We start from the raw sequence: 24,726 nt of genomic DNA on the forward strand, positions 1-24,726 counted from the left end.
CGCCGCGCCTTTCGATCAGAACTTCACGCCGAGGGTGGCCCCGAAGTACCGATCCGCATCCTTGTTGAAGGTGCCGACCAGGTCGGTATTGCCGCCCAGAAACGAGGTGTGGCCGATGCTGGTCAGATAGTTTTCGTCAAACAGATTTTTGACGAACAGGGTCAGGCTGTAGCGGCCATCGATCTGCTTCACGCCGATGCTGGCATCGACCAACGTATAGGCGGGCTGTTCCAGCAGCGGATCCTGCTCGACCGAGAAGTTCATCGCGCTCTGGAAATTGACGCCAACCTGCGCGAAGCCGGCAAAGTCCGTCCCTGCGATATCCGCTTCATAGCGGGGGGCGAAGCTGATCTTCCAACGTGGGCTGACCGGCAGCGTCGCGCCACGCAGATTCTGGGTTGGCGTGACACCCGGCGCGGAGCGATAGCAGATGTTCGTGGGCATGCCCGACAGAACCGGAGCGCCAGCGTTGAACTGCTGCGGACAGTTGAGGCCATCAATGTCGATGGTGGCATCCGAATAGGTCACGGCGCCCGTCAGGCTGAAATTGTCATCGGGACGCACGGTTGCTTCGATTTCAAAACCCTTGGTCTGTGATTTGCCTGCATTGGTCGAAACGAACTGCACCACACCGGCGGCTAGGTCCGACCGATTGGCCTGAACCTGAAGGTTGGAGTAATCTGCCAGGAACAGCGCGGTGCTGACGCTCAAGACGCCATCTGACGTGCGGCCCTTGAAGCCGATTTCATAGGCGTTGACGTGCTCGGGCTCAAGCACGCTTTGATTGGCGAGATTGGCTCCGATCTCCATTTCATATCCGAGACCCTTATAGCCACGGGTATAACTGGCATAAACCTGCGCGTCGCGGCTGAATTCATATTGCAGGCCCGCTTTGCCGGTGACGGCCGTGTCGTCGGCCGTGATCGAGCCGCTGACGGGCGCGTTGCCCGGCAGGACCGCGTCACCCGGAACGAGGGGCGAAATACGGCTGCCGCTATTGGTACCCTTTTCATATTGTACGCGCAGGCCACCGATCGCCTTCAGGCCACCGACAATACGATATTCGACCTGACCAAAGGCAGCAACGCTGTCCTGCTTCAGACGAATATTGCTCGCCGAAGACTGGTAGATGGTGTTGCCAGGCGCGCAGGGCTGGCCAAAGGTGCCAGCCGTACAGCGCGCGCGACGCCGGTCGAACGGCCGCTTGATGTCGGAGTGCATGTAGAAGACGCCCGCGACATAGTTGAAGTCGCCGCTGTCGTTATTGGCGATGCGCAGTTCCTGGCTGAACGCACTCAGATCGACGATGCCGCTATTGCGGCTCCAGTCAGCATAGGCTGCGGTAGCACCGACAAAGAGCGGCACGGTGCTGTTGATGCGCTCAATCGGCTGGTTCACTTCCAGATCATATTTCTGATAGGCCGTGATCGAGGTGATTGTCGCCGCGCCCAGATCCCAGTCGGCCTGCAGCGAATAGGTCTGCTGCTCGCTATTGGAATAGGTTACCGTCTCGTCATTGAGGGTGCGGTTGTTGCGGGTGGCGTTGATTGGGCCAACCAGCGTCTGAAGATTGGGGTTGTTGATCGCGATCCAGGTCGAGGCGCAACAGTCGGCGTCGGTCTTGCGATATTCGCCTGTAAACAACAGGTTGAGATTTTCTGTCGCGTCCCATTCCAGCTTGCCGCGAACGCCCCACGATTTGGAGCCATTATCCCAGCTGTCGGTGGCGATGTTGCGGGCGACGCCGCGCACATCATTGTAGAAACCAGTGACGCGGGCGCGCAGCGTGTCGCTGATCGGGCCGGACACGGTGCCACGAGCACGATATTCGTCATGCTCGGCGATGGTCACTTCGCCTCGGCCTTCAAATTCGCGCGACGGACGCGCGGTCGTGACGCTGATGACGCCGGCGGTAGCATTCTTGCCGAACAACGTGCCTGCGGGCCGCGCAACACTTCGATGCGCTCAATGTCCGCAAGGTCGGTAAAACCCTGCGTCTGGCGCACAGCGACGACACCATCGACGACCGTGGACACGGAAGCCTCTACGCCCTGACCGAACAGGGCGGTGCCGATGCCGCGGATGCGGAAGCTGCTGTTGGTCGGCGTTGCGCCTTGCTGGAACGTCAGCGATGGCACGGCCTGCACCAGCGAGGCGCTATCATTGATCTGACGGTTGGATAGCGTGTCGGCCGACACGGCGGTGACCGCGAGGGGGACATCCTGAAGCCGCTCGGCGCGCTTTTGCGCAGTGACGACGATGTCGGTGCTGGCGTTATTGCCCTCGACTGCGGCGGTCGCCGCATCCTGAGCATAGGCTGGCGCCAGATGGGCGGCGGCGAGCGTCGCGATCAGCCCGATCATGGACGAGCCGGACAGACGCTGAGTGACCTTAGAAGCTTTCATAGTACCTCCCCTTTTATACCAGTCGGATTGATTTCCGACACTTGCGAACGAATTGGAATGGACTGTGCGACCCGAAGCGCCCACTGATGTTGTAGCGGTACATGTTCCGTCCCGTCGCCTGAGTCAAACAAAAATGTAGCGCTACATTTTATTCTGGGCGCGCCTGTCGCATTTTCACCACAGGGTGCATCCGGCTATGCAATTCAAGGATTGAAGGGCAAGCGCGTTAAGCTATGGAAGGTCATGGGTATGGAAAGACGATGACCAGACGGCCGACCAAGACGATCACCATCAAGACCGTGGCCGACCTCGCAGGCGTGTCGCCGATGAGCGTGTCGAATGTGCTCAACAACCGGCACAAGGTGCGCGAAAGCACACGACAAGCGGTGATGGATGCCGTCAAGACGCTCAACTATTCCCTCAATCCGGCGGCGAAATCGCTGGCTGGGTCCGGCATGACCCGTATCGGCCTGATGTATCGCAATATCGAAAATGCGTTTCTCAGCTCAATTTTGATCGGCAGCCTGGAAACGACCAATCGCATGGGCGCACAATTATTGTTGCAGCCTTTGGAAGTGGGCGATGCCAGCGAAGTGGCCGAAGGCATTCGGACCCTGCTTAGCAATGGGGCCAATGCCATCCTGATCGCCCCGCCCTATTGCGAGATCGCCAATAGCCATGGCTTGACGCGCGATACTCCGGTGCCGATCATCGCCTTGTCACCTGGGGATGACCTGCGCGACGAATATTGTATCCGCATCGATGATTTCGCCGCGGCGCGCGACATGACGCGCTACCTCATCAGCCTGGGGCACAAGGATATTGGCTTTATTCGCGGGGCCGAGCATCATTTGATCAGCCGGACACGGCGGGATGGCTATATGGCTGCGCTACGCGACGCCGGGATTGCCATAAGGCCCGAACTGGTTGTCGATGGCGACATGAGTTTTGACTCCGGTCTGGATGCCGCCAAGACCTTGCTTGGCCTGGCCGTCCGGCCCACCGCCATTTTCGCCAGCAATGACGATGTGGCGGCTGCGGTCACATCGCTGGCGCATCGTCAGGGGCTTGATATCCCGCATGATCTGTCAGTCGCAGGGTTCGACGATACCCCGATCGCGGTCAAGATCTGGCCTGCCCTCACGACCGTGCGCCATCCCGGAGCGAGGATCGCTTCGGAAGCGGCAACCTTGGGCATCATGCTGGCACGGGGTGGTGCCGCTCCGGCCAAGAGCACGACGCATCTTGACTATATGCTTGCCATCCGGGAATCGACTGCACCACCGCAGGGATAGGCAGCGCCTGCAAGGATTGTTTGCATGCGGCTCGCGACTTATTTTTTCAGTCAGAGCGGTGGGCCGTGGCCTTTTACGGAAGCACCGTTTCGACGACAGTTCGAGATGCTTATGAAAGTATGGTGGCGATCCGCCACCAATTATAGGCGTTCGCAAGGCAGTTCTTGTCGTTTCTAGGCATTGGGAAGATGCGGAACTGACAGTCTCCTACCAGTCCGCGCTCACGCATGTTGTTAGATTATTATAGATTTTACAAGAAGATGTACTGTCAGGATTGTGCAGGCACTCGCCATGGCACAGGATGAAGATGCCCTCGCATGATTTCGAGGAACGCCGTGATGCGCCGACTGCGGCCATCGCGCGCACTCAGCAAAGCCACCACGTCCGCATCAGGCGCCCGCCAATCGGACAAAATCTGCACAAGGCTGCCAGACGCCAAGTCATCGGCAAGGTCCCATTCCGATCGCATGATCACACCCAATCCCGCAAGCGCCCAACTTCGCATGATGGCGCCGTCGTTTGTCGACATGAAAGGCTTTATCCGGATCGTTTCTGGGCTGCACTTTGGCCGGGAAAAACGCCACAGCGTGACGTCTTCATCATTTTCTCTCAATGCCAAACAGCGGCAATGCTGTAAATCTTCAGGCTTTTTGATAGCAGGATTGTCCTGAAGGTAGGTCGGCGATGCGCAGACGATGCGACGGTTGGGCGCCAACGTCGTGACCAGCCTGTTAGTTGAATTCAGCGCCCCGATATGGATGACCACATCCCAACTGTCGGATGATAGCGACGCTGGATGGTCCGACAATTCAAGCGCCACCGTGGCTTCTGGATAAAGCTGGACAAATTCACTCACGGCAGCCGCGACAAATTCCCGGCCGAAGCCATAGGGTGCCGCAATCCTCAACTTTCCTCTGACCGTGGTCGATCTTCGGCCCAGTCGCTCGTCAAGCTGTTCGATCGCATCGACGATCGCCGCGCCTTCGGCCGCCAAGAGTTCGCCTTCATCCGTCAGGGTGAGCCCGCGCAACGAGCGATCGATCAACCGCACACCGACCCGCCGTTCGAGCGCTTTCAGTCGCTGGGTCACGGCCGGTGCCGAAACATTGAGCCGACGGGACGCGTCCGCCAATGAGCCCGACCTGGCAATGACCCCAAAGAAAAGGAAATCCTCGCTCGAAAGCATTAATATTCACCTTAATTTAAAATGACGAATTGATTAATTGAAGACTGGTGCACTTTCCATAGACTAGCTGCTCTGTCACGCCCCTAAAGAGTGAAACGGAATCAGCCTTGCTGGATGAAATGACCCGATATGCCGCCGATGTCGGCAGCCCAACGCTCAAGGATGTCGGCACCCCTTGCCTCATCCTTGATCAGGATCGCATGGATAGCAATGTTGCGCGGCTGCGTGGGCGACTGGACCGGCTCGGCGTGCAGTTGCGGCCACATCTTAAAACGGCGAAGTCCGTCGATGCGGCGCGGCGGGTCATGACTTCTCCCGCCGGGCCGGCGACGGTTTCGACGCTGAAGGAGGCCGAGCAGTTCGCCCTAGCCGGAGTGACCGACCTGACTTATGCCGTAGGCATTTCCCCTGATAAGATCGACCGGGTTCTCGCCCTTCGCGCATCGGGCGTCGATCTTTCGGTCACGCTGGACACCGTCGAGCAGGCACACGCTGTCGCTGAAGCCTCGCGTCAGGCGGGCGACATCATTCCGCCCTGATCGAGATCGATTGCGACGGCCATCGGTCGGGCGTCCTGCCCGGCGATCGCGCGCTCCTTGTCGCCATCGCCCAAGCGCTGGAAAATGGTGGCAATCTACGCGGGGTGCTGACCCATGCGGGTGCCAGCTACAGCGCGACCGACGACGACGCGATACGCGCAGCGGCTGAGGGCGAGCGCGCCGCCGCGGTTCAGGCTGCTACTCTTTTGCGGGAAGCCGGCTTCGTGTGTCCGGTCGTTAGTGTCGGGTCCACGCCGACTGCGCATTTCGCCGAAGCGCTGGACGGCGTGACGGAGGTGCGCGCAGGCGTGTTCGTTTTTTTCGATCTGGTCATGGCCGGGATCGGGGTTTGCGCTATCGAAGATATCGCTGTTTCCGTGCTGGGCACCGTGATCGGACACCAGCCGGACAAGGGCTGGATACTGATCGATGCCGGATGGATGGCGATGTCGCGCGATCGTGGCACCGCCAAACAAGCGGTCGATCAGGGCTATGGCCTGGTCTGTGATATAGACGGCCAGCCTCTGAACGATCTAATTCTATCCGAAGCAAACCAGGAGCATGGCATCATCACGGTTCGGCCCGGTTCGACGGCAGCGCTCCCGGAGATGCCGATCGGCACGCGTTTGCGCATTCTGCCCAACCATGCCTGCGCAACGGGCGCGCAGCATGACAGCTATCATGTCGTTCGGGGGCAAAGCGACAAGATCGAGGCCGTCTGGCCTCGCTTCGGAGGATGGTGATGAAGGAAATCAATGCGACCGGCGCGGCCCCGATACCGGTCACCACCGCGAACGCCCCTGCTGCGGGGGGGCATTATTCGCAGGCCATCAAACATGCGGGGCTGGCTTACATCTCCGGCCAGTTGCCGATCGAGCCTGATGGCACCCACCGTCCGGAAGCGGATTTTGACGATCAGGCGCGCCTCGCGATCCGCAACATGCTTGCCGTCGCGCAGGCGGCTGGCAGTTCAGTCGAGAACCTCCTCAAGGTGACCGTCTATATCGTAGGCATAGAAAACTGGCCTCGCTTCAATGCGGTATATGCCGATATGCTGGGCGACATTCACCCGGCCCGGTCGGTCGTCCCCGTACCGCATCTGCATTACGGCTATCTTGTCGAGATTGACGCCATTGCCGCTTGTGCAGGCTGATCTCTCAGGCCTGATTTAACTCGATGTGAAGGAAGCGCCCATGGCAACCGCAACATTTAGTGGACGAACGCCCGCCAAGGCGCTGTCGCAACCGGTCGCTCAAGCCAAAGCCAAAACCCGTTTGCTCGCGATTGATGCACTGCGTGGATTGGTGATGATCATCATGCTGATCGACCATGTGCGGGAAACCTGGTTCCTTCATCATCAGGTCACAGACCCGATGAACGCCCTGACGGTCGATCCCGCGCTTTTCTTCACGCGGTTAACCAGCCAAATCTGCGCGCCGGTCTTCGTGGCCTTGACGGGATTGTCCGCATGGCTTTTCGGCCAGACGCATAGCAAAACGGAAACGTCGCTATTCCTGATCAAACGCGGCCTGTTCCTGATGGTGGTGGATGTCACCCTCATCACCTTTGCTTGGTCGACGACTTTCCCGCCCAAGATCTTTTGGTTGCAGGTCATCTGGACCATCGGCATCTGTATGATCGTTCTGGCAGGGCTGATACATCTGCCGTCGCGGGTACGGCTTGCCATCGGCCTCGTGATCCTTTTCGGCCACAATCTGCTCGACTCCATCATTCTTCAGCCTGGCGACAGCTTCTTTGCGCCTTGGGCGATGCTGCATCAGCGCGCTGCGATTGATCTGGGGGCGGGCTTCGTTGCCAAGACAACCTATCCGGTCCTGCCGTGGATCGGGGTGATCCTGCTCGGGCACGCTATCGGTCCTTGGTTCGCATCGAACGTCGATCCCGCCGAACGGCGGCGGCGTCTTATGACCCTTGGTCTCGCCTTCATTCTGGGCTTCTTCGCGCTGCGCTTCTCTAATCTATACGGCGACAAGCCATGGTTCTACACCGACGACACGGTACGCACGGTGATGAGTTTCCTGGCGCTCACCAAATATCCGCCCTCATTGCTGTTCCTGCTACCTACTTTAGGTCTGGGCGCTGTGCTGCTGCCTTTTACGAAATGCGTAACGACGGCAAGGTGACGGCATGGCTCGCAGCGTTGGGAAGCGCGCCCATGTTCTACTACATCTTGCACATTTATGTTCTGCGCACTCTTTATAATGGCGCGCTGTTGATCTGGGGGCCGAACCATGGCCCGTCATTCGGTGTCGAATGGTTTGGCTGGGTCTGGATCTGGTCTGTCGCCCTGATCCTGCCGCTCTATTACCCATCCAAATGGTTCGCCCAGTATAAGCGCGACCATAGGGACAAAAAATGGCTGCGATATTTGTGAACGACGTCACGGCTCAGAGCAAGGATAGAGCGATTTCCACCTTCTCTTCCGTACTGGTGCGGCCGATGACGGGTACGGATCGCGATCTCGACGGTGCGCTGTCGCTGTCGCAGGCGGTACATTGGCCCTACTGCCGGGACGACTGGAGCCTCGCCCTCGAACTCGGTCAGGGTCTGCTCGCGGAGGTGGATGGCCAGATTGTGGCCTCCACGCTCTGGTGGTCCTACGGCGATGCCTTCGCCACTTGTGGAATCATCATCGTGTCACCCGCCATGCAGGGCCGTGGGCTGGGACGGGCATTGATGGAAAATATGCTTGAAGCGACTGGCGACCGCGCGCTTCTGCTGAACTCGACGGAAGAGGGACATCGCCTCTACGAAAGCTTCGGGTTCAGCGATATCAGCACCGTTCATCAGCATCAGGCCCAATTGCCTGACGTGCTCTCCGCGTTCCCGGTCGGACCTGTGCGGAATATGCGAGCAGGCGACCTGCCCGCAATCGCCAAGATGGATGAGCAGGCCTTCGGCGCAGAGCGGACTAGATTAATCGAATCGTTCAACCGCATTGGCACCTCTGCAGTCATCGAACGTAATGGCTCAATTGAAGGGTTCGCAATGTGTCGCCCCTTTGGTTTGGGCCATGCAGTCGGGCCTGTCGTCGCGGCAACGGCAGGCGATGCCCAATCGCTGATTCGTCATTTCATGGTAGAAAAGCCAGGCGGATTCCTGCGCGTCGATACCACCGGCGACAGCGGCCTTGGCGACTGGCTAACGGCGCAGGGCCTGCCGGAAGTCGGCCACGTCACCACCATGATCCGGGGGCAGCGCCCTCCTGCGGCAGGACAAGCCCGTATCTATGGTCTTGCAAGCCAGTCTTTCGGTTGAGGCAAATCTCATGAAACTTACCCCCTATTGGCACGATACGGCGCCTACCTTCCTGGGTACGGAAAATGGACCGGTCGAAGGCGACTATGATGTGGCGGTAGTAGGCGGTGGCTTTACCGGCCTTTCCGCTTCGATTGCGCTCGCCAAGAAAGGCGCGCGCGTCGTCTTGCTGGAAGCCGGGCAGCTAGGCGGATGCGCATCCGGGCGCAATGGCGGAATGTGCAATAATGGCTTTGCACAGGATTATGCCGGCATGGTCGGCCGCCTTGGTGCCGATGTCACCAAACGCCTCTACCAAAGCTTCAACACAGCCGTGGATACGGTTGAACGCATTATCCGCGAAGAAGCGATAGACTGCGATTTCAAACGCGTCGGCAAGTTCAAGATGGCGGCCAAACCCGCCCATTATGATAAATTGGCACGGTCGCAGGAACTGATGGCGCAAGGAGCCGATCCTGACGCTTATATGGTTTCCCGCCAGGACATGGGCTCGGAAGTCGGCACCGACCGTTATTTCGGCGGCCTGATCTTTCCTAAAAGTGCGGCGATGCATATGGGCAAGTTCACCCATGGGCTTGCGACAGCAGCGGCGCGCCATGGTGTCCGGCTGCATGAGAACAGCCCAGTCACACGCATGAAGCGATTGAACGGTCATGCTCACAGCCTGTCCACCCCATCGGGTCAGGTTACGGCCAAGCAGGTGCTCCTTGCGACGGGCACCTCCGCTGTCGGACCGCTATCCTATTTCCGCCGTCGTATCGTTCCGGTGGGCGCGTTTTTGATCGTTACCGAACCCTTGTCGCAAGCGCGGCTGGACAGCCTGCTACCGCATCGCCGCAACGCGACCGACACACGTAATTTCGTCAGCTATTTCCGTGTCACGCCCGACAATCGCCTGCTGTTCGGCGGTCGGGCGCGCTTTGCCAAATCCAACCCTCAGTCGGACGTGAAGAGCGGCAGCGTCCTCCAGCGGTCGATGATCGAGATATTCCCTACCATGTCCGATGTCCGTATTGATTATTGCTGGGGCGGGATGGTCGACATGACAGCCGACCGCCTGCCGCGTGCTGGCGAACATAACGGCCTTTTCTATTCCATGGGCTATAGTGGCCACGGCACACAGATGTCGACTTACATGGGTCAGGTCATGGCAGATGTGATGGACGGCAACGCCGCGGCCAACCCTTGGAACGATTTTGATTGGCCGGCCATTCCCGGACATTTCGGCCCGACATGGTTCCTGCCGTTTGTCGGCGCATATTATAAATTGCAGGACATCTTGCACTGAACGATTCCAAATATCGGGCCTATCTTCAACAGCATCACAAGGACAGATCCGTGAGCGTCCCAGAGTACCGTCAATTCTATATCAATGGTCAGTGGCGCTCATCATCGTCGGGCAAAAGCAGCGCGATCGTCTGCCCGGTGACGGAAAAGGTCATAGGCTCTCTCGCCCTGGGCACCGCCGCCGATGTCGATGATGCCGTGGCGGCGGCGCGACGAGCGTTCTCGACATTTTCGGTCACCTCTGTCGAGGAACGGCGCGCGCTTTTGGAACGGGTGCAGACCCTCATGGAAGTCAGGGCCGAAGAATTAGCGGTAGCAATGACGACGGAAATGGGCACCGCCATTAGCTTTGCGCGCAGCGCGCAGGTGCCGTTCGGGATCGCCCATGTCCGGGCGGCGATAGAGGCGCTGAGTGACTATGCCTTCGTCGCCCACCAAGGATCAACCGCGATCGTGCGGGAGCCGATCGGCGTCTGCGGCCTGATCACGCCCTGGAATTGGCCGCTCTACCAGATCACCGCCAAAGTCGCGCCCGCGATCGCTGCAGGGTGTACGGTTGTTCTAAAGCCGAGCGAATTGTCGCCACTGAGCGCCCTGTTGTTCGCGCAGATCATGCATGATGCCGGGACGCCGCCCGGTGTCTTCAATTTGGTCAATGGTACGGGGGAAGAGGTCGGCGCGGCCGTAGCCTCGCACCCCGACGTCGACATGGTATCGATCACCGGCTCGGTGCGCGCCGGCATATTGGTGGCGCAATCTGCCGCCGTGACGGTCAAGCGCGTGGTGCAGGAGTTGGGCGGAAAATCGCCCAATATCTTATTGCCCGATGCCGATTTTGAGCGCGTGGTGCCGCTGGGCGTTGCGTCGGCCTTGCGCAATGTCGGGCAGTCTTGCAGCGCCCCGACACGGATGATCGTGCCCGCCGATCGGCTGGAAGAAGTGGAAACGCTTGCCCGGCATCATGCGGAAAACATGGTCGTGGGCGATCCCATGACGCAGGACACCGTCCTGGGTCCAGTTGCTAACAGGGCGCAATTTGATCGTGTACAGCATATGATCGCCGTTGGCATCGACGAAGGGGCGAAGCTGATCTGCGGTGGTCCGGGCCGTCCCGAAGGATTGAGCGAAGGCTATTTTACGCGGCCCACCATATTTTCCGGCGTCACCACCAACATGCGCATCGCGCAGGAAGAGATTTTCGGGCCGGTTCTATGCATCATTCCCTATGCGACGGAAGAAGAAGCGATCATGATCGCCAACGACACCGTCTATGGTCTGGGAGCCCATGTCCAGTCGGCGGATCTGGAAAGCGCGCGGCGGGTCGCAAGGCGCATCCGATCCGGCCAAGTGCATATCAACCACCCTGCTTGGGACGCACATGCGGCATTTGGCGGTTACAAACAGTCGGGCAACGGCCGCGAATATGGCGTGTTCGGATTGGAAGAATGCCTCGAGACGAAGGCTATATTGGGATATGCCCCGTCATGACGGACGACGCAGGGGCTGTCGCCAAATCCTCTTGGTGGGTTCATGGGCTACACCTTCGCAGACCATGTCTGGTGGCAAGGCTAGGCCACTTCCTCCGCAATGCATGTACCGAATACAGGCTGGAACTCCATCATGTCACCCAGAATTAAAAAGATTGCCAGCGACGATATTCTTCCCCGGGCCGCCGATGTCGTCATCATCGGAGGCGGTATAGTCGGCGCGGCAACGGCCTACTATCTTGCGAAACGGGGCCTGTCCGTAGCGCTGCTGGAAAAGGGCTATGTCGGATGTGAGCAATCCAGCCGAAACTGGGGATGGTGCAGGCAGCAGAACCGGGACGCGCGCGAAATGCCGCTATCGGTCCTGTCGATGGGTCTGTGGGACAAGTTGGCCGATGAAATCGGCGAGGATTTGGGCTTTCGCCGGAGTGGCCTCCTCTATGCCAGCGATGATGACAAGCAACTGGCTGAATGGGAGAAGTGGCAGGAAACCGCGCGGCTTTTTGATGTCGAAACGCGAATGTTGTCAGCACGCGAAGCTGCGGAGACGTTCCCCGAAACCAAGCGCAAATGGCGCGGTGGCATCCACGCCGCGCGCGACGGCAAGGCCGAACCTGCCCTGGCCGCCCCGGTCCTGGCCGAAGGTTCGCGCGCGCTGGGGGCGACGATCCATCAACAATGCGCCGCCCATGCTCTGGATATCACCAATGGGTCGGTAAGCGGCGTTCATACGGAGAAGGGGTATATTGCTACCAATGCCGTTCTGTGTGCCGCCGGCGCATGGGCGTCAGCATTTTGCCACACGTCGGGCGTGCATTTCCCGCAAGCCAGCGTCCGTCAGACCGCGCTTCGGTCCCGCCCAGCCCCCAATGTCGGCGAAGTCCTCTATACTCCCGACTGCGCGCTCACCCGCAGGCTGGACGGCAGCTACACCATGACGATCAGCGGCAAGGCGACTTTGGAAGTCACGCCGCAGAGCTTGCGCTTTGCCAAGCCATTCATGCCCATGTTTCTCAAACGCCTGCGTGCCGTGCAGGTAGGCGTCGGCAAATCCTTCTTTGTCGGGCCGGAATCCGTTTCCAGTTGGTGGTCGGGCAAAGACAACCGCTTTTCCGATATTCGGGTGTTGGACCCCAACCCCGATCCGAAATTTATCGCAGCGATCCTTGCCAATGTCCGCGCCCGCTTCCCGGCGCTGGCGGACATAGAAGTCGATGAGGCCTGGGGTGCCTATGTCGATTCCACCCCCGATGCGGTGCCCGTCATTTCGCCCGTCGATGGGATTAGCGGCTACTATCTCGCCGCTGGCTGTTCTGGGCATGGTTTTGGTGTTGGCCCGGGCATCGGGTTTTTGGCGGCGGAACTGATCGCCAATGACAAACCCAGTGTCGACCCTCACCCCTACAGGCTGTCTCGATGGTCGGACGGTAGCAAGATCGAAGTCGGCGCACTGTAGTCCTTAGTCAAATCGCAGATTTCAAGACTATGCTTTGACCGAAGTTTATCAGTTTCGATTGCCATGGAACGCTGATGTCCTCAGGGAATACTTGCGGCGGACCTGCAAGGTCTGTGCGTGAAATATCCTTAAGCAGATGCTGATAGCGCATATCAGGCTATTCCAAACTGTGGGCGATATGAGGATGTGCCAGCAGGCCTTTCAAAAATCGCGACGAAATTCCGCTTGTGATACTTTCCAACACGATGGACGAGTATATCAAGCAGTGTCGGCCTGCTTGGCGCGCCATTTCATGCTGCCTACACCGCCGCGCCAATGGCAGCACCGCGACGATTTCCTTGACCGCCAGCCTTGTCCCCCGCGCCAGCCACCTGACCGCCGCTCGAAAAACGTATGGCCAAACTGCCGCTCCAGCTTGGCCAGCCCCTGCGTCAGCCCGGGTTCTGTAGCGCGCGCACGCCAGCCGGACGATGATATCCTGCATCGCCTGCACGATCGGGTCCGGTTCCGCCGTCTGCACGAACGCCCCGCCCTTCGCCCCTTTCACATTGCGGATGATCCCCGCGACCTCCAGACTGCGCAAAGCCTAGCGCAGCCCGCTCCGACTGACCTGAAATTCGACTGCCAGTTTGCGCTCTGCCGGCAGTTTGTCCCCGGCCTTGAGCGTGCCTGCCGCCAGTTGCTCGCGGATCTGTTAGCATATCACCTTGAATGCGCGCCGCGTCTTGATAGGGACGAAACTGGGCTTAGTGGACGGGGACGATGCCATGAACTGCGCTCCGAATGGAACGTCCAAGCTATAGCCGCCGCCGCAAAAGGCGCAATGACCGGACCAAAGGCTATTGTGAACCGTCTGGATGGCACGATATGTGTCGAACGGACATTCCAGTGGCTGCAAATGTCGATACATCAGATGCTACGCTCATAAATCCATACGGTCCTTTCATTCACGGAGGTCAGTCTCACCGCCCGTGAGTAGGTCCTTAGTGTACGCTGGTTTCATGGTACTGACAAAGGTTCGGGCGGATGCAGCATCACTTTTGGCCCAGAAGACAAACAAATCGAAAGATATAGCGAGAATTTTCCAACAATTTACCCCTATTTATCGCAGTCCCTAGCCGATCTGATGATAGCTCGAATGCCGCGGCGCTGATGTTCATCGGCACCCAAGCTCGAAAGGCAAGGACCATGATGAAACGTCCCCTCACCAATGCGCTCGCGCTGCTGACCCTCGCCACCCCAGCGACCGGCTTTGCGCAATGCGCGCCAAACAAGCCCATTCTCGCTGCCCATGCGGTTCCCGTCATCCACTACAGGTCTGCCATGATTGACGGCGTGAAGGTCTTCTATCGTGAAGCCGGCCCCAAGGATGCGCCGGTCGTGCTGCTTCTGCACGGCTTCCCAACCTCCTCACACCAGTATCGCAATCTCATTCCGTTGTTGGCAGATCGCTATCGTGTGATCGCCCCCGATTACCCCGGATACGGACAAAGCGATGCCCCGGACCACAAATCCTTTTCCTACACATTCGCCAGGATGGCCGACGTGGTTGAAAAGCTCACGCGTGTGGTTGGTGCCGACAAGTACAGCCTCTACGTTATGGATTACGGAGCGCCGATCGGATACCGCCTTGCCCTGAAGCATCCCAACAAAGTGCAGTCGCTGATCGTCCAGAACGGCAATGCTTATGACGAAGGCCTCAAGGAATTCTGGGACCCGATCAAGGCCTATTGGGCCGAGAACACGCCCGAACGCCGCAAGGCGCTGGAAAAGCTGCTCACGCTGGAAACCACCAAGTTCCAATACACCGACGGCATGGGGGATGTGGCGCGGATCAGCCGGATAACTGGATCGTGGACCAGGCACTCCTCAATCGTTCCGGCAACAGCGACATTCAACTCGATATGTTCCGCGATTACGGCAGCAACATCCCGTTATACCCACAGTTCCAGGCGTTCTTCCGCCAATATCAGCCGCCGACGCTGATCGTCTGGGGCAAGAACGACTATATTTTTCCGGAAGCCGGTGCGCATCCCTACCTGCGCGATCTGCCCAAGGCGGAGATGCACATTCTCGATAGCGGTCACTTTGCGCTCGAGGACAGGCTCAATGTGATGGCCCCACTTATCCGCGATTTCCTTGATCGCAAGATCTGCTCCTGACGCGCCGCGAAGTCGAGATGCCGGCCGCTTGACTCCCTCGGGCCGGGGTCAGCCGTCTCCTATTGGTATCGCTCCGGAAAGGACACCTCATGACAAATGCGCAAATCAGCGACGCAGGCAGAGCCGCGCAATCTCGATCCATTGTCCTCGTCCATGGGGCGTTCGTTGATGCCTCCGGCTGGCAGGGGGTCTATACCGATCTCGTCCGTCGCGGGTTCGAGGTGCTGGTCACGCAACACCCGACGCAGACGCTATCTGGCGACATCGCGGTGGTGAAGCAGGCGATCGCCGCCGCCAGGAACCCGGTCGTGCTGGTGGGTCACAGTTACGGCGGTGCGGTCATCACGGCGGCTGGAAACGACGCCAAGGTCGCAGCATTGGCCTATGTCGCAGCCTTTGTGCCCGATATGGGAGAGTCGATCGGCGTCCTGACTTCGGCACCCCTCGAGGCGGGTGAAGTTGCTCCGCCGGTCGTGCCTGGGGCCGACGGCACGCTGATCGTCGATCCCGCTGGCTTTGCGCAAGCCTTTGCCGCCGATGTCGATGCCGACACGACGCGATTCCTTGCGGCTGCGCAACAGCCCTGGGGCATGGAGGCTGTCGTTGCCCCAGTCGACGATCCTGCATGGAAGACCAAGCCTTCGGCGTATATGGTAGCATCGCTCGATCGGATGATCCCGCCTCGCGCACAGCGCATGATGGCAGAACGCGCTGGAGCGGCCGTCACCGAGATCGAAGTAAGCCACGCGGTGATGCTGTCGAAGCCTGCCCAAGTCGCTGAATTCATTGCCAGGGCTGCGGCTATGCTTTGAACCGACGATCCCATCGCACCTCGGCGGCAGGTGCACTTTTCGAAGGAGATCCATCATGACCACCACGACGAAAAGCAGCGTTCTTCCCACTGGCGGCGGTGTAGCCCTGCTCGACCCAGCCGATACGGTCATCCTCTTGCTCGACCATCAATCGGGGCTGTTCCAGACCGTCAAGGATATCCCCGTCGCCGACTTGCGGCGCAATGTCGAAATGATCGCCAAGCTTGCGACATTGCTGAAGATCCCGGTTATCACAACTGCGTCAGAGCCCAACGGCACCAACGGCCCGCTGATGCCCGAAATCGAGCTTTATGCACCGCATTCGGTCTACGTCGCGCGCAAGGGCGAAGTGAACGCTTGGGACAATCAGGATTTCGTCGACACCGTCGAAAACACAGGGCGAAGGACTCTGGTCATGGCGGGCGTCTGGACCAGCGTCTGTGTGATGTTCCCGGCTTTGGATGCGCGTGCTGCGGGCTATAATGTCTACGCGGCAATCGATGCCTCGGGCGATCCGAGCGAAATGGCATCGCGCACGTCGCTGGCCCGCTTTGTCCAGGGCGGCGTCATCCCGACGACCACCAATGCGCTGCTTTCGGAATTGCACCGGACCTGGGCGCGCGCGGAAGCCGCTGAACTTGGCGTGCTCTACGGGCTGGTGGCACCCAATTATGCCGCCGTCGCGGAGAGTTATGCCCGTGCGCAGCAAGCAGCCAGACAGACCAATTGACGCCGTTCCTGCGCCCGGCAAACATGTGACGAACTAGACAGGTGAGCTCATGCCATATGGCTTCTTGGACATTGCGAACACGCCGAGCGTTCGCCGGGCGCAGGCAGAAATGGGCGCGGATCATTTGTGGTCGGAATTCAAGGGCCATCGGGAGTTCGACAGCTTTGGCCCCAAGGAGGCGGTGTTCATCGCCGGTCGCGACAGCTTCTACATGGCGTCGCTGTCTGAAACTGGCTGGCCCTATGTCCAGCATCGCGGCGGCCCTACCGGCTTTCTCAAGGTCATTGATAGCAAGACCCTAGCCTTCGCCGATTACCGGGGGAATCGGCAGTATATCAGCACCGGAAACATCGCTGCAAACGCGCGCGTCAGCCTGTTTTTGATGGACTATCCGCACGGAACCCGGCTGAAGATCTTCGCCACGGCCAGACAGGTCGCCCTCGATGCCGATCCGGAGCTGACGGCAGCAGTGACCGACACAGGCTATGGCGCGCATCTGGAGCGGATCTTCCGGCTAGAGCTGGCCGCGTTCGACTGGAATTGTCCACAGCACATCGCACCTCGCTTTACCGAAACCGAAGTGCTGTCCGCCACGCAGCCACTGCGCGACCGGCTCGCCGAACTGGAACAGGAGGTCATCCAACTTCGCCGTCGCGGGACCGACAAAAACCAACCTGCCCGCGATCAAGGAGAGCCGCGGTGAAGATTTATCCGATAGCTCTGATCGTCGGAATGCTCGCCGGGCTGCTTTACGGGCTAATGGGCGTGCGGTCTCCTGCGCCGCCTCTGATCGCCTTGATCGGCCTCGCCGGAATTCTTCTCGGGGAACAGTTGGTTCCATTGGCAAAGCGTGTCGGCGACCGCGCTGAACTTGCCCGCTTTGTCCGCAACGATGCGATACCGGCGTTGCTCGGTGTTCCCGCTCATCCCGACTCCAATCGGCCATGATCGGTCTGACGCGCCGCCAAGCGCTCGCCAGCGTAACAGGAGCCGCTCTGATGTCCGCGTCGGAGATGTCCGCCATGCAAAAACGAATTCTCGTCATCGTCAATGCCAAGGTAACAACCCTCGACCGCGAAAACCCTCGGGCTGAAGCGGTTGCCATAAAAGACGGCAGGTTCCTTGCTGTCGGCAGCAAGCAGGATGTTAGTGCAGCGGCCGGACCGGGTGCCGACATTATTGATGGCCAAGGACGCCGCCTCATTCCCGGCCTGATCGACAGCCACATTCACTTGATCCGCGGCGGCCTCAATTACAACATGGAATTGCGCTGGGACGGCGTACCGAGCCTGTCCGAGGCGATGGCCATGCTCAAGAAGCAGGCGCAAAACACGCCCCCTCCGCAATGGGTTCGGGTCGTAGGCGGCTTTACCGAACATCAATTTGCGGAAAAACGACTGCCGACGCTCGCAGACATCAATCAGGCCGCGCCAGACACGCCGGTATTCATTCTACATCTTTATGACCGTGCGCTGCTCAACGCAGCCGCATTGCGAGCGGTCGGGTACAGCAAGGACACCCCGAACCCTCCCGGTGGAGAAATCGTTCGCGATGCGGCCGGTAATCCGACGGGACTTCTTCTGGCGCAGCCCAATGCCGCGATCCTGTACGCCACGCTGGCGAAGGGGCCCAAGCTGCGCGAAGATTACCAGCTCAATTCCACCCGGCATTTCATGCGAGAATTGAACTCCCTCGGTGTTACCAGCGTCATCGACGCGGGCGGCGGCTTTCAGAATTATCCCGATGACTACGCCGTCATCGAGAAGCTCCACGCGGATGGCGCTTTGACGCTTCGCATTGCGTACAACCTGTTCACGCAAAAGCCTAAGGAAGAGCTGCTGGACTTCTCCACCTGGTCAACCAAGGTGAAACCCGGCGACGGCGATGATACCTATCGCCACAACGGCGCTGGCGAGATGCTGGTCTATTCCGCCGCCGATTTAGAGGATTTTCGCGTCGAGCGGCCTGATATGCCTGCGTCGATGGAGGCCGATCTGGAGCCGGTAGTCCGGCTGCTCGCCGAACGCCGCTGGCCCTGGCGCATGCACGCGACCTACGATCAGACGATCACTCGTGCGCTAGACGTCTTTGAAAAGGTCGACCGCGACATCCCGCTTGCCGGGCTCAACTGGTTCTTCGATCATGCCGAGACGATCAGCGACCGCAATATCGACCGAATTGCAGCGCTCGGCGGCGGCATCGCGGTCCAGCACCGGATGATGTTTCAGGGCGAATATTTCATCGAACGCTATGGCGCGAAGGCCGCCAAAGCGACACCACCGATTAAGCGGATGATGGACGCCGGCGTACCAGTAGGCACGGGCACCGATGCGACCAGAGTGGCGAGCTACAATCCGTGGGTGTCGCTGTCATGGCTGGTTACCGGAAAGACGCTGGGCGGCACCACGCTGTATCCGGTGCGCAATCGCCTCGATCGCGAGACAGCGCTGCGCCTCTGGACCGAAAGGAACACCTGGTTTTCGAATGAGACTGGGAAGAAGGGGCAGATCAAATCCGGCCAGTTGGCCGACCTTGCTTTGTTGTCGGACGATTACTTCGCCGTGCCGGAGAGCGAAATCGTGCACCTGCGTTCGGTGCTCACGGTGCTGGGTGGCGCAGTGGTTCACGGCCAAGGCGATTACGGCCCGATCGCGCCGGTGCTGCCACGACCGATGCCGGACTGGTCTCCGGTCGCGACATTGGGCGGCTATCACCACCAGGATCCCGCAGTCCAGAAGATAGCGGCAGCATGCGGCTGCGCATCATCCTGCGCGGTTCATGGGCATGATCACGCTGCCGCGCTCAGGACCGCTGTGCCATCGTCCGATCCGCAATCATTCTGGGGCGCATTCGGCTGCGGATGCTGGGCTGTCTGACCGAGCGGCCAGCGGCGCGCCGAAGGCCAGGCCGCGTTGTATTCTTCTGCAGTTGATGCTGAACCAAAATTAGATGCCGACGGCTTCCTGCATGCTGGCTTCGGTCCGCTGCCTCAAGCCGATGGCTCCCATCCGGTTCGCCATCCTTAGCGAAGTGCGGAAATGGCGCTCGGCCGCATCATGTTGTCCCTTGGCGCGCAGGACCAATCCAGCCACGCGGTGCAGCTCGGGATGGCACCAAAGCTCTTGTCGCAAATAGGGAAAGGCGAGCGATTTGCGCAAGCTCGCCTCCGCCTGCGCGACGTCACCGAAGGTCAGCCAAGCTTCGGCCAACATGGCCGTGTAAAACCCCAGTCGCGTTCGCCATCGCTGCCCATTCAGCGTATCAATGCTGCGTTCCATGATGCCAAGGCCGGCCCGGTCTCCCTGTACCGCCGCAAGGGCACCGACAAAAAATTCACTCGTCCCAACATAAATTCCAACATTTTCTCGCCGCGTGACTTCGGTCAGCATCTGTTGCCGACGCTGGGCTTCCTCGAAATCACCGGCAAGGAAAGACAGCGGCAGGCCGGCAAGGCTCAGAGCGTTGCCGAGAGAGATCATGTGATCCAGTTCGGCCGCACGTTTGATCGCGTGGCTGGATAGTGTGGCAGCTCTGTCATGCTCGCCCTGCAACCAGCCTAACAGTGAGAGCGAAAAGCCAACGGCCACCGGCAGGTCAACCTGAAAGCGGGACAAAGCCGTGCTATCTGCAATGTTGCCTACGTGCTCCAGCAGGCTTTCGAGGCGGGCTCGCGCCGATTGCAGCCTCCCTGCATATACCTCGATATGCCCAAAAAGACGGGTCCCATCTAAATCATGCGCCGGGTCATAATCGGTTGCCTCGATAAAAGATTCGATAGCCCGCAATGCCGCAACGGGCCTTCCGGAGTACGCCAGGGATACCGCCTGCCCAAAAATCGACCGGACCAGAAAATCCATGCTGGCGGTTCGGTGCGCACATTCGCTGCTTTCCTGCCACGCCTGGTCCGTTTCAGCGTGCATGGAGAGGCCAAGTGTCATGGCCCAGGCCCGCGCCAAGGTGGCTTTGGACATCGATATCGGAGAAAGGCTCCTGAAGGCCGGCGAGTTTTGTGCAAGTTCAATTGCTGCCAGCATCTCCTTAAACACGGATAATTCCTGCCAGAGGGGGAGCCCGGCAACCACGAGCTGTGTCCCGATCCGTTCATCGCCTTCAGGGCCGAACGCCCAGCCCAGGGCGGCCCGAAGGTCATGGACCTGCTCGCGGTGTTTACGCAGCCAATCGCGCGAGGTCATGATGGACCATTCGCGCTCTGCCATTGTCAGCCTGTCAAGAATACGCTCCGCAAAGTGTCGCTTGGCCGCATCAAGGTAATCGGACGCCATCAGGCGCTGAGAGGCGTAAGTCCACGTGCTTTCTACCAGGCGATACAACAGCGTCCCGACGCCGGCGTTGGCAGCGACCAGAGACTTGGCCACCAGTTGCCCCAACGCATAACGCCCGGCCATCGCGTCGATCTCACCCACGGCGTAGATGGCTTCGGCGTCGTCTGCGGTAAAACGGGTCGTAAACACCGACAGCAAGCTCAGCAGCAGGGCTTCGGTCTCGGGCAAGAGGCGAAAACTCCAGTCCAGCGTAGCCTGAAGCGTCTGGTGCCGAAGCGGAGAATCACGTGGCCCGCGTCGCATTTCGCCAAGGCTGCCCTCCTTCAAGCGGTTGAGGTGCGGCATGGCCGGCCCGCCCGCCGTGCCCGCTGCCAATTCGATCGCAAGGGCAAGGCCATCGACCCTTGAACATATGGCGACAATCGATTTTGCGGTGTCACCGCTGAGCGCCTGGGGGTTCTGATGCCCAACGCGTGCCAGGAACAGACGAACGGCTGGCGATGCCAGCGCGTCTCCGAGCACAAAATCATGCTCCGGATCAGGACAGGATAGCGCTCCAGATAATATGCGTGCTCGGAGCGGGTGTGAAGAGGTTCGCGGCTGGTTGCTATGATGCGTGCATTGGGACTGGCGACCGCGATACGCTCGATCAGGGCTGCAATGCTCACGATAACGTGCTCGCAGTTGTCGATGATGAACACCAGCTCTCTGTGGGATAATTCGTCGATAACCCCAGCGATCGGGTCGCTCAAGCTCATCGAGACGCCGAGCGCGGTCGCCAGCGCAGGTACTAAGAAGCGCGGGTCGCTTAGCGCGGCGAGGTCGGCAAACGCGACATTTTCTGCACATCCAGCGGCTCGGGTGGCGCACTCGATCGCGACCGATGTCTTTCCAGCGCCACCTGGGCCCACGATGGTGACATACCCCGGTCGATTGGTCTTCGCGATGATCGTATCGATAGCCTCTTCCCGCCCGAACAGATGGGGTGGAGTTGGGGGGAGGACATGACTGCCCGGCAGCGCGGACCGGCTGTTTCCGTTGGATATGATCTCGCCATCGACCGGTGCGACAAATTTGTAACCGCGCCCAGCTATTGTGACCACGAACTCCGAATGGGGATCAAAGGTGGCCAAGACCCGGCGCAGGTTTCCAACATTGACCTTCAGGTTGTGCTCGTGGACCGTCACGCCAGGCCAAACGCGCGCGAATATTTCGCTTCGATCAACCACGTCCCCCGCGCGCTCGACCAGCAGAGTCAGGATATCAAAAGCACGCCCCCCTACCGCCACCGGGGTCCCACGACAGGACAATGCCTGCTCAGCAGGTTTCAGCTCGAAACCCTTGAACCGATACACCGCATGTGTGTTTCGACTAAGATCTGAGCGCGCCACGTCACCTACCCCTACGGGCTTGGTAACATCGATGTGGCGATTCCGCAAAGCGATCGCAAACCCGATGGTGCTGGCCTGTTCACGGAAAGGAGCCTGCGATGGAATCTACGGCGATGACCTCGAATATGGTCGTACAGCGAGGTTCGTTCAAAATGAACCGTGTGAAGCACCCGATACCGTAACCCACCATAGCTCACGGTTGGCAGCATGCAATCAACATGACCTCCGTTACCAACCGTAGCGTCCGGACACAATCGACCTATTAAATCCGGGCCGTTCACAACCAAGCTTACCAAGCATAGCGCACGCTGATGGTTCCCCCGATAGTGCTGTAGTTACGCGATAGCCGGGCGTCGCCGGATGCGCTCACAGACCATGACCGCGCTGCACTCCACTGCCCGCCAAACCGAACCGATGCGGCGTTGGCGTCGGTCGGCAGCGTCGTCCGGCTGATCTGAAGCGACGGAAGTTCCGCAAAGCTCCGGGCCACGCTGCGATCGGTATGGAAGTCGTGCATCCAGGCCAGTTGCAGCAATGGCGAGAAACTGCCGCCGCCAGATGTTTTCCACTGGCCATCAACCCGCACGCCAACCGACATCGGCAGGGCGGTGATCGTCTTTTTGTGGAAAGTGATCGCGCTTTCACGCGCGTTGGACAGTATCTCCGTCGCGGACCCCTGGTACAGCCGCATCGGCTCGATAGCGACGAACGGCACGATATGCGCCGCCGGTCCGCCAAGGCCGAACGCATAGCCTGTTTCGAACCGCGCGCCGACGGTTTTGGTGCCCAGCTTGAGCGAACCCGCCATGCTAACGCCGAGCGCATCCAGCCGGCGGGTGAAGCGGGTGGTGCCGGTGCCAATCTGGGCCAGCGCCGACACATAGGCGGAACCGATATGACCGATGCCGTAAAGGCTCAGCGAATAATGGTCGCCCTGAGCGTTCGAATGTGGCGCAACCAGGCTCGACGAAGCATCCATATAGGTGAATGCGGCACCGAGCAGGATGGGGTCTCCTGTTTCGCCGTCGATGCCGATGGTTATGCCGCGTAGCTGGCTGGACAGTCCTGCGCCGCTGCCAGCAGAAGCGGTAGGCGTCAGCCAGAACCGGTTTGCGCTGGGTTGCGCGGGTTCGACACGCCAGCCATCAAGGCGATCGGTGACAGACTGGATCGATCGCTGAGCCGCCGACAGGACTTGCCTGGGCACGATCGTCACCCCGCCTGCACCGAGCGTCTTATAAGCGCTTTCCAGCTTGTGTGCGCTGTCGAGCCCGACCAGCCTTGCCGTCAACAAACGTGACAGTGCCGATCCGCCCTGGGCCTGAATCGCGCCGAACGCATTGCCGATCTCAACCCCGGCACCACTGAGTCCATCAGGGGCAAAATTCGCGGTCGATACAAGGCTCAGCACGCCGCCCTCGGTTGCGAGCGCATAGCTGAGGATCGCGCTCCTGGCGGTGCTGAGCGTGATGCCCTGCGCGGCCAGCCCGCCGACGGCCGAAACGACCCCGCCGAGCTTAAAGCTGCCCGGCCGGACCGACCCGGCGTTGAGCGTCGTGACCGCCAGCGTGCCGTCCAGTTGCGCAGCGCCGAGGATATGGAACGTATCGGAACGCCCGCTTTGATGATCGACCCCGATCTGCATCATTCCGGTTGCAGATTGAGTGAACGCACCGTTGATAAGGACGCTGCCGACCCCCGATGCATTGGCGAGGATGCCGTCATTGCGGAAGTGGCCGGCACTCCCAAGATCAATCGATGATCCTGATCGGATCGTGCCACCCGCCAGATTGTGGAGCAGATTTTCTGCGCCATCCTTTAACGCGATGCTACCCAGTAAGGTGCCGCGATTTGCGATGGTGGTGTCGCCCGACAGGCTCCTGATCGCGGTGCCGCCCGCACCGTCCAGCGTGGACAGGCTGCCGCTGTTGTTGATCTGGTTGATCGGCGAATCAAGCAGTGCGGCATGCCCGCCTTCGCCGCCGATAGCGCTCGCGCCTTCTTCGATGTTGAGGATGGGGTCGGTCGAGGAATAGGCGTAGATGGCGCTCGCTCCGACACCGCTGGCCTTGATCTCCACGCCCTTGGCCAGATTGACCGTGACGATGCCCGATGTCCCGCCCGACCCGGCGCTGGCGAGAAGCGCGGTGGTGCCGCTCATGACCAGGCCGCCGCCGCCCGCGACCGATTGGGCAACGACGCCGTAGCCGCCCTTGCCGGTGGTGGTGATCGAGGCATTGACGTTGACGGTGACGGTCCCGGAATTGGCCGCTGTGCCGCGCGTGGTCGTCGAGGTGAGCGTATTGCCGCCCGACAGCACCGCGCCGCCGCCGCCGCCCACGCTTTGCGCGAGGATGCCGATTGCGTTGGTGCCGCTGGTCGTGATCGCCGCGTTGCTGGTGACGGTGACGTTG

General features: G+C 59.9%; 21 protein-coding genes and 2 pseudogenes. 16 read left to right on the forward strand and 7 right to left on the reverse strand.

Annotation, left to right across the window (positions count from 1 at the left end; all coding sequences use genetic code 11):
• Positions 1-15 precede the first annotated feature (15 nt).
• The gene (locus BF95_RS12705) at positions 16-1,932 is read right to left on the reverse strand and encodes a TonB-dependent receptor (protein ID WP_235209730.1); all 1,917 of its coding nucleotides are present in this window, start codon (positions 1,930-1,932) and stop codon (positions 16-18) included.
• A complete protein-coding gene (locus tag BF95_RS29190) occupies positions 1,848-2,405 on the reverse strand; it encodes a TonB-dependent receptor plug domain-containing protein (RefSeq protein ID WP_235209731.1) in 558 nt (185 codons plus the stop codon). The genes BF95_RS12705 and BF95_RS29190 overlap by 85 nt, the downstream gene beginning before the upstream one ends.
• A 260-nt stretch (positions 2,406-2,665) precedes the next feature.
• Between BF95_RS29190 and BF95_RS12710 the strand changes: the two genes are divergently transcribed.
• Positions 2,666-3,700: a LacI family DNA-binding transcriptional regulator gene (locus tag BF95_RS12710; RefSeq protein WP_161774296.1), complete on the forward strand. Its 1,035-nt coding sequence runs from the start codon at positions 2,666-2,668 to the stop codon at positions 3,698-3,700.
• Positions 3,701-3,968: 268 nt separating this feature from the next.
• Here BF95_RS12710 and BF95_RS12715 read toward each other — a convergent pair whose 3' ends face one another.
• Entirely contained in the window at positions 3,969-4,886 is a 918-nt protein-coding gene (locus BF95_RS12715) for a LysR family transcriptional regulator (RefSeq protein ID WP_043151756.1), read from the reverse strand.
• 200 nt (positions 4,887-5,086) lie between these two features.
• Here BF95_RS12715 and BF95_RS29195 point away from each other — a divergent pair.
• The 9 genes and pseudogenes from BF95_RS29195 to BF95_RS12750 all read left to right on the forward strand — a co-directional run.
• A pseudogene (locus tag BF95_RS29195) lies at positions 5,087-5,691 on the forward strand (alanine racemase); the annotation flags it as partial.
• A gap of 66 nt (positions 5,692-5,757) precedes the next feature.
• Positions 5,758-6,168: a hypothetical protein gene (locus BF95_RS29200; protein WP_235209733.1), complete on the forward strand. Its 411-nt coding sequence runs from the start codon at positions 5,758-5,760 to the stop codon at positions 6,166-6,168.
• Positions 6,162-6,578 carry a RidA family protein gene (locus BF95_RS12725; protein WP_051520003.1) on the forward strand — a complete coding sequence of 139 codons (417 nt, stop codon included), beginning with the start codon at positions 6,162-6,164 and terminating at the stop codon, positions 6,576-6,578. The genes BF95_RS29200 and BF95_RS12725 overlap by 7 nt, the downstream gene beginning before the upstream one ends.
• Before the next feature lie 25 nt (positions 6,579-6,603).
• A complete protein-coding gene (locus tag BF95_RS12730) occupies positions 6,604-7,569 on the forward strand; it encodes a DUF1624 domain-containing protein (RefSeq protein WP_327195456.1) in 966 nt (321 codons plus the stop codon).
• 32 nt (positions 7,570-7,601) lie between these two features.
• The gene (locus tag BF95_RS30705; RefSeq protein ID WP_327195457.1) at positions 7,602-7,820 is read left to right on the forward strand and encodes a hypothetical protein; all 219 of its coding nucleotides are present in this window, start codon (positions 7,602-7,604) and stop codon (positions 7,818-7,820) included.
• On the forward strand, positions 7,802-8,704 hold the full coding sequence (locus tag BF95_RS12735) for a GNAT family N-acetyltransferase (RefSeq protein WP_051520004.1): 903 nt from the start codon (positions 7,802-7,804) through the stop codon (positions 8,702-8,704). The genes BF95_RS30705 and BF95_RS12735 overlap by 19 nt, the downstream gene beginning before the upstream one ends.
• Positions 8,705-8,714: 10 nt before the next feature.
• Positions 8,715-9,992: an NAD(P)/FAD-dependent oxidoreductase gene (locus BF95_RS12740; RefSeq protein ID WP_043151758.1), complete on the forward strand. Its 1,278-nt coding sequence runs from the start codon at positions 8,715-8,717 to the stop codon at positions 9,990-9,992.
• 80 nt (positions 9,993-10,072) lie between these two features.
• Positions 10,073-11,479, forward strand: a complete 1,407-nt coding sequence (locus tag BF95_RS12745; RefSeq protein ID WP_051520007.1) for an aldehyde dehydrogenase family protein — start codon at positions 10,073-10,075, stop codon at positions 11,477-11,479.
• A gap of 132 nt (positions 11,480-11,611) precedes the next feature.
• A complete protein-coding gene (locus tag BF95_RS12750; RefSeq protein WP_043151788.1) occupies positions 11,612-12,934 on the forward strand; it encodes an NAD(P)/FAD-dependent oxidoreductase in 1,323 nt (440 codons plus the stop codon).
• 586 nt (positions 12,935-13,520) lie between these two features.
• Here BF95_RS12750 and BF95_RS31060 read toward each other — a convergent pair.
• A complete protein-coding gene (locus BF95_RS31060) occupies positions 13,521-13,625 on the reverse strand; it encodes a GntR family transcriptional regulator (protein ID WP_200866962.1) in 105 nt (34 codons plus the stop codon).
• A 500-nt stretch (positions 13,626-14,125) separates the two neighbouring features.
• On the opposite strand from BF95_RS31060, the pseudogene BF95_RS12760 reads away from it, so the two are divergent.
• The 6 genes and pseudogenes from BF95_RS12760 to BF95_RS12785 all read left to right on the forward strand — a co-directional run bounded on the left by BF95_RS12760 (position 14,126) and on the right by BF95_RS12785 (position 19,514).
• A pseudogene (locus BF95_RS12760) lies at positions 14,126-15,096 on the forward strand (alpha/beta fold hydrolase).
• A gap of 89 nt (positions 15,097-15,185) precedes the next feature.
• Positions 15,186-15,908 (forward strand): alpha/beta hydrolase, encoded by a 723-nt coding sequence (locus BF95_RS12765; protein ID WP_051520005.1) that lies wholly within the window; start codon positions 15,186-15,188, stop codon positions 15,906-15,908.
• A gap of 55 nt (positions 15,909-15,963) precedes the next feature.
• Complete coding sequence (locus BF95_RS12770; protein ID WP_043151760.1) at positions 15,964-16,638, forward strand: isochorismatase family protein; 675 nt, start codon at positions 15,964-15,966, stop codon at positions 16,636-16,638.
• A gap of 49 nt (positions 16,639-16,687) precedes the next feature.
• Complete coding sequence (locus BF95_RS12775; protein WP_043151761.1) at positions 16,688-17,341, forward strand: pyridoxamine 5'-phosphate oxidase family protein; 654 nt, start codon at positions 16,688-16,690, stop codon at positions 17,339-17,341.
• Positions 17,338-17,586, forward strand: a complete 249-nt coding sequence (locus tag BF95_RS12780) for a DUF1427 family protein (RefSeq protein WP_043151762.1) — start codon at positions 17,338-17,340, stop codon at positions 17,584-17,586. Before BF95_RS12775 ends, BF95_RS12780 begins: the two co-directional genes overlap by 4 nt.
• Positions 17,587-17,636: 50 nt before the next feature.
• Positions 17,637-19,514: an amidohydrolase gene (locus BF95_RS12785; protein ID WP_235209732.1), complete on the forward strand. Its 1,878-nt coding sequence runs from the start codon at positions 17,637-17,639 to the stop codon at positions 19,512-19,514.
• Positions 19,515-19,583: 69 nt separating this feature from the next.
• On the opposite strand, the gene BF95_RS28270 is transcribed toward BF95_RS12785, so the two are convergent.
• From BF95_RS28270 to BF95_RS12795, 3 genes are all read right to left on the reverse strand, one after another.
• Positions 19,584-21,266 (reverse strand): ATP-binding protein, encoded by a 1,683-nt coding sequence (locus BF95_RS28270; RefSeq protein ID WP_200866959.1) that lies wholly within the window; start codon positions 21,264-21,266, stop codon positions 19,584-19,586.
• On the reverse strand, positions 21,245-22,312 hold the full coding sequence (locus tag BF95_RS28275; RefSeq protein ID WP_200866960.1) for a winged helix-turn-helix domain-containing protein: 1,068 nt from the start codon (positions 22,310-22,312) through the stop codon (positions 21,245-21,247). The genes BF95_RS28270 and BF95_RS28275 overlap by 22 nt, the downstream gene beginning before the upstream one ends.
• A 289-nt stretch (positions 22,313-22,601) precedes the next feature.
• A partial coding sequence (locus BF95_RS12795) for an autotransporter family protein (protein ID WP_043151764.1) occupies positions 22,602-24,726 on the reverse strand: 2,125 nt, incomplete at its 5' end.

The sequence above is a fragment of the Sphingobium sp. Ant17 genome, assembly GCF_000588875.1.
In the GTDB taxonomy this organism is placed as follows: Bacteria; Pseudomonadota; Alphaproteobacteria; order Sphingomonadales; family Sphingomonadaceae; genus Sphingobium.

What these genes read in the sequence shown, in the direction of transcription:
- BF95_RS12735 (WP_051520004.1), top strand. Translation starts at nt 7,802, where the DNA reads ATGGCTGCGATATTTGTGAACGACGTCACGGCTCAGAGCAAGGATAGA.
- BF95_RS12770 (WP_043151760.1), top strand. Translation starts at nt 15,964, where the DNA reads ATGACCACCACGACGAAAAGCAGCGTTCTTCCCACTGGCGGCGGTGTA.
- BF95_RS12715 (WP_043151756.1), bottom strand. Translation starts at nt 4,886, where the DNA reads ATGCTTTCGAGCGAGGATTTCCTTTTCTTTGGGGTCATTGCCAGGTCG.
- BF95_RS12750 (WP_043151788.1), top strand. Translation starts at nt 11,612, where the DNA reads ATGTCACCCAGAATTAAAAAGATTGCCAGCGACGATATTCTTCCCCGG.
- BF95_RS30705 (WP_327195457.1), top strand. Translation starts at nt 7,602, where the DNA reads ATGTTCTACTACATCTTGCACATTTATGTTCTGCGCACTCTTTATAAT.
- BF95_RS12740 (WP_043151758.1), top strand. Translation starts at nt 8,715, where the DNA reads ATGAAACTTACCCCCTATTGGCACGATACGGCGCCTACCTTCCTGGGT.
- BF95_RS12725 (WP_051520003.1), top strand. Translation starts at nt 6,162, where the DNA reads ATGGTGATGAAGGAAATCAATGCGACCGGCGCGGCCCCGATACCGGTC.
- BF95_RS28270 (WP_200866959.1), bottom strand. Translation starts at nt 21,266, where the DNA reads ATGCCGCACCTCAACCGCTTGAAGGAGGGCAGCCTTGGCGAAATGCGA.
- BF95_RS29190 (WP_235209731.1), bottom strand. Translation starts at nt 2,405, where the DNA reads ATGAAAGCTTCTAAGGTCACTCAGCGTCTGTCCGGCTCGTCCATGATC.
- BF95_RS12785 (WP_235209732.1), top strand. Translation starts at nt 17,637, where the DNA reads ATGTCCGCGTCGGAGATGTCCGCCATGCAAAAACGAATTCTCGTCATC.
- BF95_RS29200 (WP_235209733.1), top strand. Translation starts at nt 5,758, where the DNA reads ATGGCCGGGATCGGGGTTTGCGCTATCGAAGATATCGCTGTTTCCGTG.
- BF95_RS12775 (WP_043151761.1), top strand. Translation starts at nt 16,688, where the DNA reads ATGCCATATGGCTTCTTGGACATTGCGAACACGCCGAGCGTTCGCCGG.
- BF95_RS12710 (WP_161774296.1), top strand. Translation starts at nt 2,666, where the DNA reads ATGACCAGACGGCCGACCAAGACGATCACCATCAAGACCGTGGCCGAC.
- BF95_RS12765 (WP_051520005.1), top strand. Translation starts at nt 15,186, where the DNA reads ATGACAAATGCGCAAATCAGCGACGCAGGCAGAGCCGCGCAATCTCGA.